General features: G+C 52.3%; 10 protein-coding genes. 9 read left to right on the top strand and 1 reads right to left on the bottom strand.

Annotated elements, in window-relative coordinates; genetic code table 11:
• The first annotated feature begins 115 nt into the window (after nt 1–115).
• From C7W93_RS16675 to C7W93_RS16650, 5 genes are all read left to right on the top strand, one after another.
• Nucleotides 116–3466, top strand: a complete 3351-nt coding sequence (locus tag C7W93_RS16675; protein WP_108441406.1) for a DUF2126 domain-containing protein — start codon at nt 116–118, stop codon at nt 3464–3466.
• 306 nt (nt 3467–3772) lie between these two features.
• Nucleotides 3773–6454, top strand: coding sequence for a circularly permuted type 2 ATP-grasp protein (locus tag C7W93_RS16670; protein WP_108442180.1), 2682 nt, complete (start codon nt 3773–3775; stop codon nt 6452–6454).
• Nucleotides 6451–7401 carry a transglutaminase family protein gene (locus C7W93_RS16665; protein ID WP_108441405.1) on the top strand — a complete coding sequence of 317 codons (951 nt, stop codon included), beginning with the start codon at nt 6451–6453 and terminating at the stop codon, nt 7399–7401. The genes C7W93_RS16670 and C7W93_RS16665 overlap by 4 nt, the downstream gene beginning before the upstream one ends.
• Before the next feature lie 169 nt (nt 7402–7570).
• Nucleotides 7571–8578 carry an aldo/keto reductase gene (locus C7W93_RS16655; protein WP_108441403.1) on the top strand — a complete coding sequence of 336 codons (1008 nt, stop codon included), beginning with the start codon at nt 7571–7573 and terminating at the stop codon, nt 8576–8578.
• Nucleotides 8579–8976: 398 nt separating this feature from the next.
• Nucleotides 8977–9315: a hypothetical protein gene (locus tag C7W93_RS16650; RefSeq protein ID WP_108441402.1), complete on the top strand. Its 339-nt coding sequence runs from the start codon at nt 8977–8979 to the stop codon at nt 9313–9315.
• A gap of 276 nt (nt 9316–9591) precedes the next feature.
• On the opposite strand, the gene C7W93_RS24490 is transcribed toward C7W93_RS16650, so the two are convergent.
• Nucleotides 9592–9900: a hypothetical protein gene (locus tag C7W93_RS24490; protein WP_146177575.1), complete on the bottom strand. Its 309-nt coding sequence runs from the start codon at nt 9898–9900 to the stop codon at nt 9592–9594.
• A gap of 112 nt (nt 9901–10012) precedes the next feature.
• On the opposite strand from C7W93_RS24490, the gene C7W93_RS16645 reads away from it, so the two are divergent.
• From C7W93_RS16645 to C7W93_RS16630, 4 genes are all read left to right on the top strand, one after another.
• The gene (locus C7W93_RS16645; RefSeq protein ID WP_108441401.1) at nt 10013–11827 is read left to right on the top strand and encodes a methanol/ethanol family PQQ-dependent dehydrogenase; all 1815 of its coding nucleotides are present in this window, start codon (nt 10013–10015) and stop codon (nt 11825–11827) included.
• Nucleotides 11828–12037: 210 nt separating this feature from the next.
• Nucleotides 12038–12394 carry a cytochrome c gene (locus C7W93_RS16640; protein ID WP_225869970.1) on the top strand — a complete coding sequence of 119 codons (357 nt, stop codon included), beginning with the start codon at nt 12038–12040 and terminating at the stop codon, nt 12392–12394.
• A gap of 104 nt (nt 12395–12498) precedes the next feature.
• Nucleotides 12499–13338: a substrate-binding domain-containing protein gene (locus tag C7W93_RS16635; protein ID WP_201747310.1), complete on the top strand. Its 840-nt coding sequence runs from the start codon at nt 12499–12501 to the stop codon at nt 13336–13338.
• An 81-nt stretch (nt 13339–13419) separates the two neighbouring features.
• Nucleotides 13420–14190 carry a hypothetical protein gene (locus C7W93_RS16630; RefSeq protein WP_146177574.1) on the top strand — a complete coding sequence of 257 codons (771 nt, stop codon included), beginning with the start codon at nt 13420–13422 and terminating at the stop codon, nt 14188–14190.
• Nucleotides 14191–14239: the final 49 nt, after the last annotated feature.

Raw genomic sequence — 14239 nt, 5'->3', positions numbered from 1 at the left:
TTCGGGTATGAATCCTGCTTAAAGGAAATAGATCATTTCCCGCGGTATTTAGGGCTTACATGCATCGTTTGTTTCGCCCAATTTTGCGTCAACATTCATCGAAAGGCACCATCCAATGGCCATCCGTGTCGCGCTGCACCATAAAACCAGCTACCACTATGATCGCCTGGTCACACTGTCACCGCATGAAGTGCGCTTGCGTCCTGCTCCCCATGCACGTACCCCGATTCTGTCGTATTCACTGACTGTTACGCCTGAAGATCACTTTATCAACTGGCAACAAGATCCGTACGGCAACTATATTGGCCGTTTCGTGTTCCAGGAAAAGGCCGATGTGCTGGAATTTGCGGTCGATCTGGTCGCAGATATGACGGTTATTAACCCGTTTGACTTCTTTGTTGAGAAATACGCCGAACATTTCCCGTTCAGCTATCCAAAACAACTGACCGCCGAGCTGAGCGCTTATCTTAAAGTCGATGAGCCCGGCCCGTTGCTGGTGGAGTGGGTCGCCGCCGCACGCCGGGATATTCTGAAGAAGTCTCTCGCTACTAATGACTTTTTAGTCGCAATTAACCAACGTTTGCAGGGCGATATCGCGTATTTGTTGCGGATGGAGCCGGGCGTGCAAACGCCGGAAGATACCCTCAAAATTGGGTCTGGTTCTTGCCGCGATACTGGTTGGTTATTAGTGCAAATTTTGCGTGAAATGGGCTTGGCGGCGCGTTTTGTATCCGGTTATTTGATTCAACTGAAGGCCGATCAAGAGTCATTGGATGGTCCTACCGGGCCAGAAACTGATTTTACCGATTTGCACGCATGGACCGAGGTGTATATCCCCGGCGCTGGCTGGATCGGGCTGGACCCAACATCCGGCATGCTGGCAAGCGAAGGCCATATTCCGCTGGCTTGTACCGCAATGCCGTCGTCGGCAGCGCCGGTCAGCGGCTTTACCGACAAGGCTGAGGTTACTTTCTTCCATGAAATGACGATCACGCGGATTCACGAAGATCCACGCGTGACTAAGCCGTATTCAGAAGCGGATTGGGCCAAGATTGACAAGTTAGGTCAGCAAGTCGACGTTGACCTGAAGCGTCAGGATGTGCGTCTGACCCAAGGTGGTGAGCCGACCTTTGTTTCGGTCGATGATATGGACGGTCCGCAATGGAATACCTTGGCGCACGGCGATAAAAAGCGTGAATTAGCCGGTCAACTGATGCATCGTCTGAAAAACCATTTTGCCCCCGGCGGAATGCTGCATTACGGGCAAGGAAAATGGTATCCGGGCGAGCCGTTGCCGCGCTGGGCCTTGAATATCTTTTGGCGTATCGATGGTCAGCCGATGTGGACCGACGCGACTTTATTCTCGGATGAGGAAAAAAGCGACGGTTATAGCAGCGAAGAGGCGACCCGTTTTACGACCGAATTGGTGCGGGCCCTCGGTTTGCCTGCCAATAGTCTGATTCCTGCCTATGAAGATGTGATGCTACAGGCGCAGCGCGAGCAGGGCTTGCCGGTAAATCTGGACCCGCTCAAGGCCGATTTGGATGCGCCGGAAGAACGGCGCAGTCTGGCACGCCTGTTAGCGCGTGGTCTGGGACAAATTGTTGGCTATGTGTTGCCGCTGAAAGCCAAGGATTTCGATCCGGGCGTCTCGCTGGGAACAGTCTGGCGTTCGTCGGCATGGCCGATCAAGCGCGAGCATTTGTATCTGATTGAGGGCGATTCGCCGATGGGTTTGCGGTTGCCTCTGAACGCGCTGCCGTGGGTGATGCCGGATGATAAACCGGATGAATTCGACGTTGATCCGTTCGCGCCACGCGGCTCGTTGGCGGCAGCAAAGAACGGCAAACGGCCTACGCTAAGTATCGATGCTGACAAGAGCAAGGCTGCCACGGCTGCGGCTGGCGCTGCTGTCGTTGATCCTAAACCCGCACCGCGTGAAGTAATTCACACCGCCTTGTGCGTGCAGGTGCGCGACGGGCGTTTGCATATTTTTATGCCGCCGCTGAAGCGTATCGAGGATTATCTGGCACTGGTAACGTCGATCGAAAATACGGCTGCCAAGCTCAAACTGAAGCTGTGGATTGAGGGTTATCCGCCACCGCGCGATCCGCGCATCAAACTGCTTAGCGTCACCCCGGACCCGGGCGTCATTGAGGTGAATATTCACCCTGCGGCTAGCTGGAATGAGTTGGTCTACAACATGACGACGCTGTATGAAGAGGCGCGGCTGACGCGCCTGGGCACAGAAAAATTCATGGTCGATGGCCGCCATACCGGGACCGGCGGCGGTAATCACGCGACCTTGGGCGGTGCAACTGCTGAAGATAGCCCGATGTTGCGACGTCCGGATATCCTTAAAAGTCTGATTACGTACTGGCAAAATCATCCGGCGCTGTCATATTTGTTTTCTGGCACGTTTATCGGACCGACTAGTCAGGCCCCCCGGGTGGATGAGGCGCGTGACGATAATCTGTATGAGCTGGCGATTGCGTTCCAGCAAATGGATAAAGTTTTGCCAACCATGCATCCGGGCGACAAACCGTGGATGGTGGACCGTTTGCTGCGCAATTTGCTGGTCGATTTGACCGGAAATACGCATCGGTCAGAATTTTCTATCGATAAATTGTATTCTCCCGATGGCCCGACCGGGCGATTGGGACTGGTGGAGTTCCGAGCATTTGAAATGCCGCCGCACGAACGCATGAGTTTGTTGCAGATGTTGCTGCTGCGGGCGTTGGTAGCGCGCTTCTGGCGTCAGCCGTATCAGTCCAAATTGGTGCATTGGGGCACGGCGCTGCATGATCGCTGGATGTTGCCGCATTTCGTGGCGCAGGATATCCGCGATGTGGCGAAAGACTTACGCGCTGCTGGCTATGCATTTGAAGAGCATTGGTTCGATCCGTTTATCGAGTTCCGCTTCCCGCGTTTTGGCACCGTGGTCTATGAAGGTGTGGAGATGGAATTGCGTCAGGCAATTGAGCCGTGGAATGTTCTGGGCGAAGAAATGGCTGCCGGTGGCACAGCACGTTATGTCGATTCATCGGTAGAGCGCATGCAGTTGCTGGTGCGTGGCTTGACTGACGGGCGTCACGTGATTGCTTGTAATGGCCGCATGTTGCCATTGCATCCAACCGGGATTCCGGGCGAATACGTGGCTGGCGTACGATTCCGCGCATGGAGCCCTTGGTCAGCCCTGCATCCGACGATCAAGGTGCATGCACCGCTGACGTTTGATCTGGTCGATACCTGGAGCGGCCGCGCAATTGGCGGCTGTACTTATCACGTTACGCATCCGGGCGGTCGCAGTGAAGCGACAGCACCGGTGAACGCGAATGCGGCTGAAGCACGTCGTTTTGCACGTTTTTGGGCGCATGGGCATACGCCGGGCCCTATGACGGTACAGAAAGAAGATCTCAATCCAAGCTTTCCAATGACGCTCGATTTGCGTTGGCACGCCTATTGATCGTATAGATTCGGAGTGTGGGGTTATCTGACTGGGAGGCGGGGGCCGATTCGTATATGATTCGGTCTCTGCGACCCGGCCAGGAGTCTGTCGGATTTGCGGAGTCGAAGCGAAAAATGGGCAGAAAAAGACGGATATCACCGGTTCGAAGCGCCAATAGTGGCTATTGGTCAAGAATCTGACTCGGCGTCCCCGCTGAATATAGACCGTTCAGCCCATTTTTCAGCCGATTATCCGTGAGTCGGACAGACTCTTACGCGACCCCGCACGCCGTTGGAATCGCTTGCAAGAGGAATGAGCAACAAAATGTATAAACAATTACTCACCGGCTACAGCGCCCCGCCAGACAGTTTTGATGAAATGTTGGATGCCTCAGATCAGCCGCGCCCGCATTGGCGCACTATGCTGGACAGTCTGGGAGGAGAAACACCGGAGCAGATGCGTGAACGCATCGAAACGGTGCAAAGACAGGTGAGCGAAAACGGCATTACCTACAACGTTTATACCGACGCCAAAGGAATGCAGCGCCCGTGGGATTTAAATGTCCTGCCACTGATTTTGCCGCAAGACGAATGGGCTGGAATCGAAGCCGCTGTTATCCAGCGGGCAACGCTGATGAACCGGATTCTGGGCGATGTGTATGGCGATCAGAAAATGCTCGAAGAAGGCCTGCTGCCACCGGCATTGATCCATGGTCATGCCGGTTTTTTGCGTCCATGTCACGGGATGCAACATCGCGACGATGTAGCCCTGCATTTTTATGCGGTCGATCTGGCACGTGCCCCGAACGGCGCGTGGTGGGTCGTCGCAGATCGTACGCAAGCGCCGTCCGGTGCCGGATATGCGCTGGAAAATCGCGCCATTATTGCGCGTACTTTCCCCGATTTATTGCGTGACCTGAACGTTCAGCATCTGACTGAATTCTTTAATACGATGCGCGACAGTTTGGCCCAATGGGGCCGTTTGTGCGCCGCTAAAGGGACGGACGGCGTGCCGCTGCGCAGTAGCGAATCGCCGCTGATCGTGTTGTTAACACCCGGCCCTTACAACGAAACCTATTACGAGCAAGCATATTTGGCGCGTTATCTGGGTTTGCCGCTGGTAGAAGGCGGGGATCTGACCGTGCGCGATGGCATCGTCTGGCTAAAAACGTTGTCCGGCATGCAACGCGTGCACGTCATCATGCGCCGGGTCGATGACGATTTTTGCGATCCGTTGGAATTGCGGCCTGATTCTGGTCTCGGCGTCGCCGGATTGACTGAAGCAGCTAGGCGCGGCAATGTCCTGATCGCGAATAGTCTGGGATCAAGTTTGCTGGAATCAGGCGCGTTGCTAGGGTTTTTGCCGGGATTATGTGAACGTCTGTTGGGCGAGCCGTTAAAAATGCCATCGGTCGCAACGTGGTGGTGCGGCGAACCGGCGGCGTTGGATGAAGTTATCGAAAAGATGGATAAGTTGGTGATCAAACCAAGCTTCCCGCAATTGCGGCAGTATCCGGTTTTTGGTCAGGATTTAAAAGGCGCAGAGCGCGAAAAATTTATCACCGCCATGCGCGCCAAGCCTAACGATTATGTCGCGCAGGAATTGGTGCGCTTGTCGCAAGGCCCAGTCTGGAAATCAGGCGCAGCGGGTGGCCTCAGCGCTTGTGCGATTGGTTTGCGCGTGTATGCGTGTGCCACGCCGCAAGGCTACGTCGTCATGCCGGGCGGCCTGACGCGGGTCGCTACAGGACCGGATGCACGGGTCATTACCATGCAGCGCGGCGGTGGCAGCAAAGATACGTGGGTGCAGGCGAGCCGACAGGTTACTGCGCAGAGCCTTTCCCGCCGTACGACAACCAGCGCAGATTTAGTCCGTGATGACACTAATTTGTCGAGCCGTATGGCAGAAAATCTGTTTTGGTTTGGTCGCCATGCGGATCGCTGTGACAACATTGGACGGTTGTTGCGGGTGACGTTGAATTTTCTGTTTAACGTAGGACCAGCGTATCGCGGCGCTGAATGGCCGACGGTAGAATCTTTGTGTATTTGGTTTCATCTGATCGATATTGAAGATGCTGAGAAAGACGCGGATGCAGATGCGGCTATAGAGCCAGATGCAGCGCTCATATCGGTGCAAGAGCAAAGCCAGAGTCAGGGGCAAAGCCAGACGCAAATGCAGACCCAAATGCATACGCAAATTCAGACTCAAGCGCATACGCAAAGCCAAAGCGCGATTACTAAAACCGAAGCGATTTTTAGTGACACGCAGATTGAGGCGACGTTGCTGCGGGCGGTTATCTCGCCCGATGTGCCTGGCCTTGCCAGACAACAACAACAACTCTACAGCATTGCCAGTCAATTGCGGGAGCGCTTGTCGGTGGATAACTGGCGTGCGCTGAATCGCATGGCGCAGCGCGAGGTCAGCGACACGCATCGTCTATCGCAGTCAGAAGCAATGACGATTCTGGACGACGCCACTGAATCCCTGATGACCATGGCCGGTTTTGCCTTAGATGGCATGACCCGCGATCTGGGATGGCGTTTCCTTTCTCTGGGGCGCCGTCTGGAGCGACTTCAGTTTCAAAGTATTGTTTTACAGCGTGCGCTGGAGATGGATGCCAACGGTAATCTGGATTGGCTGCTGGAACTCTCGGATAGTATCGTGACTTATCGCGCACGTTATCGGGCGCAACCAGAATGGCTGCCGGTGCTTGATCTGCTGCTGATGGATGAGACCAATCCGCGCTCGATCCTGTTTCAGGTCTCCGGCATTGTAAAAAGTCTCAGAAAAATAGCCCTGACTTACGGTGCTTGTGGTGAAGAGCGTCTGGTCCCATTCAGAGATGAGTTATTAGCGCTGGCACCGGAAACCGATCTGTATTGCGGCAACGCGCATTTGATTGACTTGCTGCAACGTATTCAGGTCGCCAGCGAAGCTATGTCAGAACAAATTAGCCTGCAGTTTTTTAGCTATACCGATAACTCTCAAGACAGGAAAACGGCATGAGCGATTTTGCAGCGCAGGTTGTGCCGATTGCGCCGGTTGCCTTGATCTCGGGCTTGCCGTGTGCGCGTTACCGTGTCGTGCACGAAACCCTTTATACCTATCAGAGCGTCGTCACGCTGTCGCAGCAATACCTGCATTTGACGCCGCGATCTTTCCCTTATCAGCAGTCCGAATCGCATCAACTTCGGATTGAGCCAGCGCAAGAAGACGGCTCTGACGGTCACGATTATTTTGGTAATATCACCCGCCATCTCTCCATCACGGTACCGCACAAAACGTTGCTGGTGCTGGCTGAGTCGGTCGTTGTTCTCAAGCCTCGCGTCGCGTTGGCACAGATCAAAGGGACGCGTCCGTGGGAGAGTCTGCGCGATAGCGTACAGCATGACAAGACCGCCGCCGGACTGGAAGCGTGCCGCTATTTATATGCGTCGCCGCACGTCAATCTCAGCGCTGAATTGGAAGAATATGCGCTCATTAGTTATACCGAAGGCAGACCATTGCTGGATGCCGCGCTGGATTTAACGCAGCGGATTTTTGAAGATTTTGAGTTCGACGATAAAGCGACGGAAATCTCAACGCCGTTAGAAGAAGTGTTAAAAGGTCGGCGCGGCGTCTGTCAGGATTTTGCGCAATTAATGATCGGCTGTCTACGCAGTCTGGGCCTGCCAGCGCGCTATGTCAGCGGCTATATTCTGACCCATCCGCCAGCGGGACAACCTCGCATGATCGGCGCGGATGCATCGCACGCCTGGGTCTCGGTATTTTGTCCGGAACTGGGCTGGATTGATTTCGATCCGACCAATCGTTGTCTGGTACAAACCGAGCACATTACTTTAGGCTGGGGCCGCGATTTTAGCGACGTCACGCCTATGCGCGGCATCGTCTTAGGCGGTGGTGAGCAGACGCTTGAGGTGCGGGTAACGGTTAGTCCGCTGCCGTTAGTTTAAAACGGCAGGGAGGTGCACCGCGCATCTCCAGCGACCGAAAAAATCCAAAAATGGCCGTTTTCAGTTCATCCTGCATTTTTTGTCCATAATATGCGTCTGGAATCCCCGATGTCATCGGCAATGATCGTTTGCCGTCGGGTTTCTCAACCAAAAAACAGGATAAAAGATGATGCAATATCGACGTCTCGGCAATAGCAATCTGAAGGTCTCCGCGCTCTGCCTCGGCACCATGATGTTCGGTGATCAGACTGACATCGGCGAAGCGGAGCGGATTGTCGCCTCCGCCCGCGCACATGGCGTTAATTTTATCGATACGGCGGATGTCTACAGCAAAGGCGGTTCTGAAGAAATGGTCGGCAAAGTATTGGCTGCCGATCGTCCAAATTGGGTGCTCGCCACCAAGCTCGGCAATCCGATGAGCACGCAACCAAATCAATCTAATTATTCGCGTCACTGGATCATCAGCGAGGTGGAAAGCAGCCTCAAGCGTCTTGGTACGGACTATCTCGATATTCTGTATCTGCACCGTGATTATCATGACGAAAATCTGGAAGAAGCGGTGCGCAGTCTTGGCGATCTAATTCGGCAAGGCAAGATTCGTGCTTTTGGTCTCTCCAATTTTCGCGGTTGGCGAATTGCTGAAGTCGTCCGTTTATGCGAAAAACTTGGCGTGCCACAACCGATCGTATGTCAGCCTTATTACAATCTGCTAAACCGGATGCCGGAAGTCGAAATTTTGCCTGCATGCGCTCATTACGGCCTTGGCGTCGTCCCTTACAGCCCGATTGCGCGTGGCGTACTTACCGGCAAATACCTGCCGGGCCAGCAGCCCCCGGAAAACACCCGCGTAAGTCGCGGCGACAAACGCATCATGGAAACCGAATTCCGGGAAGAATCGCTAGTAATCGCTCAACACCTGAAGCAACACAGCGAAGCCCGTGGAATTCAACTGGGCCAGTTTGCCACCGCCTGGGTGCTGGCAAATCTGAACATCAGCTCAGTCATCGCCGGACCGCGCACATTGGCGCAAATGGAAGATTATTATGCCGCGATAGACGTCAAGATTTCCGCCGAGGATGAGGCGCTGGTAGATAGTCTGGTTGCACCGGGACATGCTTCGACACCGGGTTATACCGATCCGAGTTATCCGTTTTTTGGACGACGTAAGGCAGGCTAAGTCATTATCTGGATGGCTGTTACTGCTTACCGATGACATATAACTGTCACGATAGTTAGGTTCAGTAACAGCCGGTGGTTGGTGTAAATGTAAGTATGTATGAAGCCCTACTACAAATGTAGTCAGGGCGGAAAATGAGCGTAACCATATTCATTCGTATTGATAAAACTCTTTACGATTATGTCAAGGTTGATGCTGCCTCTGAGCATCGTACTATTTCTGGGTAAATTGAAGAGGTAATCAAGTTTTTACCATTATTGGCAGACGTAGAAAAGTACTCGGTTTATAAGGTTATAAAACGATTAAATTACATTTCGATACCAGCAGCCCCTTCATGGCATGAAATATGCTCACTTTTATTTTTCCTTAGTACGAAATATAAAATAAATGGAGACGAAATGAAGGTTTTCCGCCTGTTGTTGCTGTTGGCAGTCGCTGCACCCATCACTGCTTATGCCAACGATTTTCCGACTTCGGATCGGGTTGAGTATGTTCTTGAATGCATGAAAAATCACGCTGGGAAGTATGAGTATTTATACAAATGTTCATGCGCAATCGAAAATATCGCAACGCAACTGAAGTATGAAGATTACGTCGAACTGTCGGTGGCGCTGCGTTCTCAGACCATGGGTGGCGAGCGCGGTGCAGAGTTTCGCGATCCTGAAATGGTGAAAGCGATGGCGAAGAAATACAAGACAATTCAGACTGCGGCTAATGCTGCCTGCTTCGTTCAGTGAGCCGGGAACGCTACGCTATAACGTAGTTATCTTTATGGACTAACACTGCTTATGGGCGCGATTTACACTGCGTAATCGCGTTATAAACCGGCGTTCTGCCCACCATCAAATACTCAAAAACACCGTCTGCGAAAGATCGTCCGGCGGTGGTTAATCACGTCGTTAGCCTAGCCACTGTTAAGGCGAGCGCTCGCTCGGCTACGCCACCGATACGGCGTAGTGACACACCTCCCAAACCGCCATTATTTTCGACTTCCATTCATTCGAAGTCTTCCGTTAATACAGGCGTAATACAACCTTCTTCAACTCCGCTGGCGATGCCAGTGGCACGAAAATGACACAAACGTGGCGCATACGTTTTGCCCAACTGTTCATCAAGCAGAACATGGTGCTTTGCAGCATAAAAATCCGGATATAGCCCCACAACTCCGCTAAGAGAAGGTAGTTATTCCCTCTGTTACTTGGGAGCGAGCTGCCAGCGACGGCTTGCTGTATCCAGGATGCACCCTGTAGCGCCGCGGTTGGCACGCAATATGCTGAGTGTTCATTCGGAATGATTTGAAATGCGTGTGTACTACGTTTCAAAGTGGCAGTTATCACCCCTTACCAGCCCTGCTACTTACCGCTAAAAATTGGAGAGGCGGCAAGTTACATCGATGGTGTTCTACCTTAAAAAAAATTAACAAGGAGATTAGACATGTCATCCCGAAAGAGCTTCAGAAACTGGTGGCAATACGCGGTGTTACTCGCGGTACCAGTTTTCGCATCCGCGAGTTCCGATATTGAGGCGCTCACCAAAGATTCAAATAATTGGGCAATGCAGGCCGGTAATTTTGCGAATCAACGTTACAGTGAACTTAAACAAATCAATAAAAGTAACGCCAAGAATCTGCAAGTGGCGTGGACCTTCTCTACTGGTGTTTTGCGCGGTCATGAAGGCGGCCCGTTGGTAGTCGGCGATACGATGTATGTGCATAGTCCATTCCCTAACAAAGTGTTTGCGGTTAATCTCGAAGACCAGAAAATAAAATGGAAATACGAGCCTAAACAAGACTCGGCCGTTATCCCTGTAATGTGTTGCGACACGGTCAATCGTGGCGTTGCTTACGCAGACAATAAAGTCTTCTTGCAACAGGCCGACACAACGTTGGTCGCCTTGGATGCCAAGACTGGTAAAGAAATTTGGAAAGTCAAAGTCGGCGATCCAAAAATCGGCGAAACCACTACCAACGCACCGCATATCTTCAAGGATAAAGTCATCACCGGTATCAGCGGTGGCGAATTCGGTGTGCGTGGTCGTTTGACTGCCTACGACATCAATACTGGCAAAGAAGTCTGGAAAGCCTACAGCACCGGACCAGATGCTGAAATGCTGATGGACCCACAAAAAACCATGACCTGGACTGACGGCAAGATGGCGCCAGTCGGCAAAGATTCTTCACTCAAAACATGGAGCGGCGATCAATGGAAACTCGGCGGCGGTACAACCTGGGGCTGGTATAGCTATGATCCTGCGTTGAACCTTGTGTACTACGGCAGCGGAAATCCAAGTACATGGAACCCAAGCCAACGTCCTGGCGACAACAAATGGTCGATGACTATTTTTGCCCGCGATCTGGATACCGGCGAAGCCAAATGGGTCTTCCAAATGACACCGCATGACGAGTGGGATTATGACGGCGTCAACGAAATGATTTTGGCCAATATCAAGGTCAAAGGTCAGCAGCGCAAGACGTTGGTTCACATGGACCGTAATGGCTTTGCATACACGATGGACCGTTCTTCCGGCGAATTGTTAGTCGCTGAAAAATACGATCCAACTGTCAACTGGGCCTCAGGCGTCGACATGAAAACAGGTCGTCCTATCCTTGATGCAAAGTACAGCACAGACCGTCAAGGTCCTGATGTCAACATCAAAGGTATTTGCCCAACAGCACTGGGTACGAAGGATCAGCAACCAGCCTCGTTCTCACCAAAAACTGGTCTGTTTTATGTGCCGACTAACCATGTCTGCATGGACTACGAGCCATTCAAAGTTGATTACACAGCAGGTCAGCCGTATGTTGGTGCCACGCTCTCAATGTACCCAGCAACAGCCAAAGGCAACATGGGTAACTTTATTGCCTGGGATGCCGGTACAGGCAAAATCGTCTGGTCCAAGCCAGAAAGATTCTCCGTCTGGAGCGGTGCGTTGTCGACTGCCGGTGACGTCGTGTTCTACGGCACGCTGGAAGGCTACATCAAAGCAGTGGACAACAACGGTAAGGAACTATGGAGATTCAAAACCCCATCGGGCATTATCGGCAACGTTCATACATGGTCATTTAAAGGCAAACAATATATCGGTGTGCTGTCCGGCATCGGTGGTTGGGCCGGTATCGGCCTGGCCGCAGGTCTGGAGAAATCCACCGATGGTTTGGGCGCAGTGGGCGGCTATAAAGACTTGGCTAACTACACCGAACTGGGCGGTGTCTTGACAGTGTTCGCACTGCCAGGCAAGGCGGGCGTATAAAAGTAGAAGTAGAAGTATAAGAAGCAGCACGGCGTTATCGTTGTTCTGACAACGCTGTACCGAGTCTGACATCCCTGCATCAACAGGGGTGTCAGCGCGGTGGCTGCGGAAGTCAGGAAAAATTTAGATTTGAGAGGTATTTTAATGACTACAAGCACTATGCAAGCAGCATTTAAGGTAGCAACGCAAGCAGTGATTGCCAGCGTACTCATGTTAGGCACAATCGGCGGGACACGCGCCGCAGATGCACCGCTCTATACGGTGGTGGATGGTAACAAAGTGGATAGCAACACGATCAAAGGCTGGCACACATGGCGCGCGATGGCGTGCGAACGTTGTCACGGCGCAAATCAGGAAGGTCTGGTCGGCCCAGCGCTGGTCGATAGCCTTAAAGTCCTGACCAAAGAACAATTCAAAACAACTGTACTGCTTGGCCGGATGGAAAAAGGCATGCCGAATTTTAATGGCAGCAAGCAAGTCGTTGAGAACATCGATTTTCTGTACGCGTTTCTTAAAGGTCGTTCTGACGGGGCGATCAAACCGGGCCGCTTAGAGGAAATAAAATAGTGAAAAAACTCGACAATTCTGGCGGTGAAAAGGGCACGTGGATACAGCGCGTGGGGCCTGTTTTTGGGCGTGTTTGCCGAGGTAGAGTTGGCGTCGGTGGGTTTCTGTTGATTGCCGCGCTGGGAGCAATTCCTGCACATGCAGCAGATCCGGAACCGGAGCATGAAAAAGTGTTGCGGGTCTGTCAGGATCCCAACAATCTGCCGTTTTCCAGTCGGGATTTGAAGGGTTTTGAGAATAAAATTGCTGCACTTTTCGGTCAGGAATTGGGCTGGAAAGTGGAGTACACCTGGTATCCGCAGCGCATGGGTTATGTGCGCAATACCTTGAAGGCCAAAGAGCCAAATTCGGATAATTTCAAATGCGATTTGGTGACCGGCGTCGCGGTTGGGTTTGATCTTGGCGCGACGACGCAGCCGTACTATCGTTCCGCGTATGCGATGGCGTATGCCAAAGGACGCGGACTTGACGATATCAAGACGCCCGAGGATTTGCTGAAGCTGGACCCGGCCAAACTAAAAGCGCTGCGCTTAGGGGTATTCGGACGTTCGCCAGTAGTGGATTGGTTGCTTAAAAACGGTCTGGCCAATCAGATGGTGTCTTATCAAACTCAAACCGGCGATCCGGATCAATATCCCGGCGAGATGGTAGAAAAAGATCTGGCTAACGGAAAAATCGACGTGGCTTTTCTTTGGGGGCCGATTGCCGGTTATTTCGCCAAGAAATCGACGACTGTTCCGATCGTGGCCATTCCGTTTAAATCGCAACCGCACATGCCGATGGATTTCAGTATCGCGATGGGTGTGCGGTATGGCGAGAAGGCATTTAAAGATCAGATCGATCAGTTGATTGTTAAAAATCAGAAAAAAATTACAGCCATTCTTGAGGACTACGGCGTGCCGCTGGTTGATGCGCAGGACAATCTGATTGTGCCGGGAAAATAACGGTCATGAATGCGCTGGCGGCAATGGCGTTGGCGCATCCTGATTCTTGATTTGCAAGCCATGATTTTTATAGGAGTTTCAATGCTGCATTTATTCGGACATCGCCTTTCCCAGATTCGCAAATTTCCGAAAATAATATGCGGTGGTGTTTGCCTGATGGCGGCCCAAATGGTGGCGGCACAAGCGGTGCCAGCAGCGCCAGCAGCGCCAGTGCAGCCGATATCGCCTGCTGAGGTGTTGCTGTTTCAAACCAATCATTTGCAGAATATAAGTAAGCCGCAAGACCTGACTTATACGTATAAAAAAATTGCCGATAGCAAACCTGCTGTGAGCGACGAAGTGCATGTCGATGTGACTAAAATCAATCCGGACGGTTCTGCATCGGTGTCCTTACGGTTTTTGACCGGCACCCGGAAACTAGAAATTCCAGAGATGGAACATGCGCAGGGCAATCCGATCCTGCTCGGATTTCTAGAGTGGGATATCGCGCAGATGCAGCAGCAAACCGGCGGTTCATCTAATTATTTTCGCAGGCGAATTCGGTTGGCGTTGGCCGGTGCCGCGCAAGTTAAACCGATCACGTTTACGTATAAAGGCAAGCCGCTGGCGGGCAGCGAGGTCAGCATTCAGCCATATCTGAATGACCCGCAGCATGAGCGGTTGGGGAAGTTCGTGAATAAGCGATATACGTTTGTTCTGAGCGATAAAGTGTCTGGCGGGGTGTATCAGATCGCTACAGCTGTGCCTGCCGGGAAAGCTGCACCAGCTGGCGCACCGGCTGCTAAACCGCAAGATTTATTGCGTATGGAAGAAACGTTGACGCTGGCGAAAGAAGAGAACAGCAAGCATTAAAGGTAGTGGTGTTTTGATTGTTCGATGGCGGAGAAAAATGACAATAATG

Origin of the sequence: Glaciimonas sp. PCH181 (assembly GCF_003056055.1) — a bacterium.
Classification (GTDB): domain Bacteria; phylum Pseudomonadota; class Gammaproteobacteria; order Burkholderiales; family Burkholderiaceae_D; genus Glaciimonas.
This window is presented reverse-complemented; position numbering and strand designations above follow the sequence as displayed.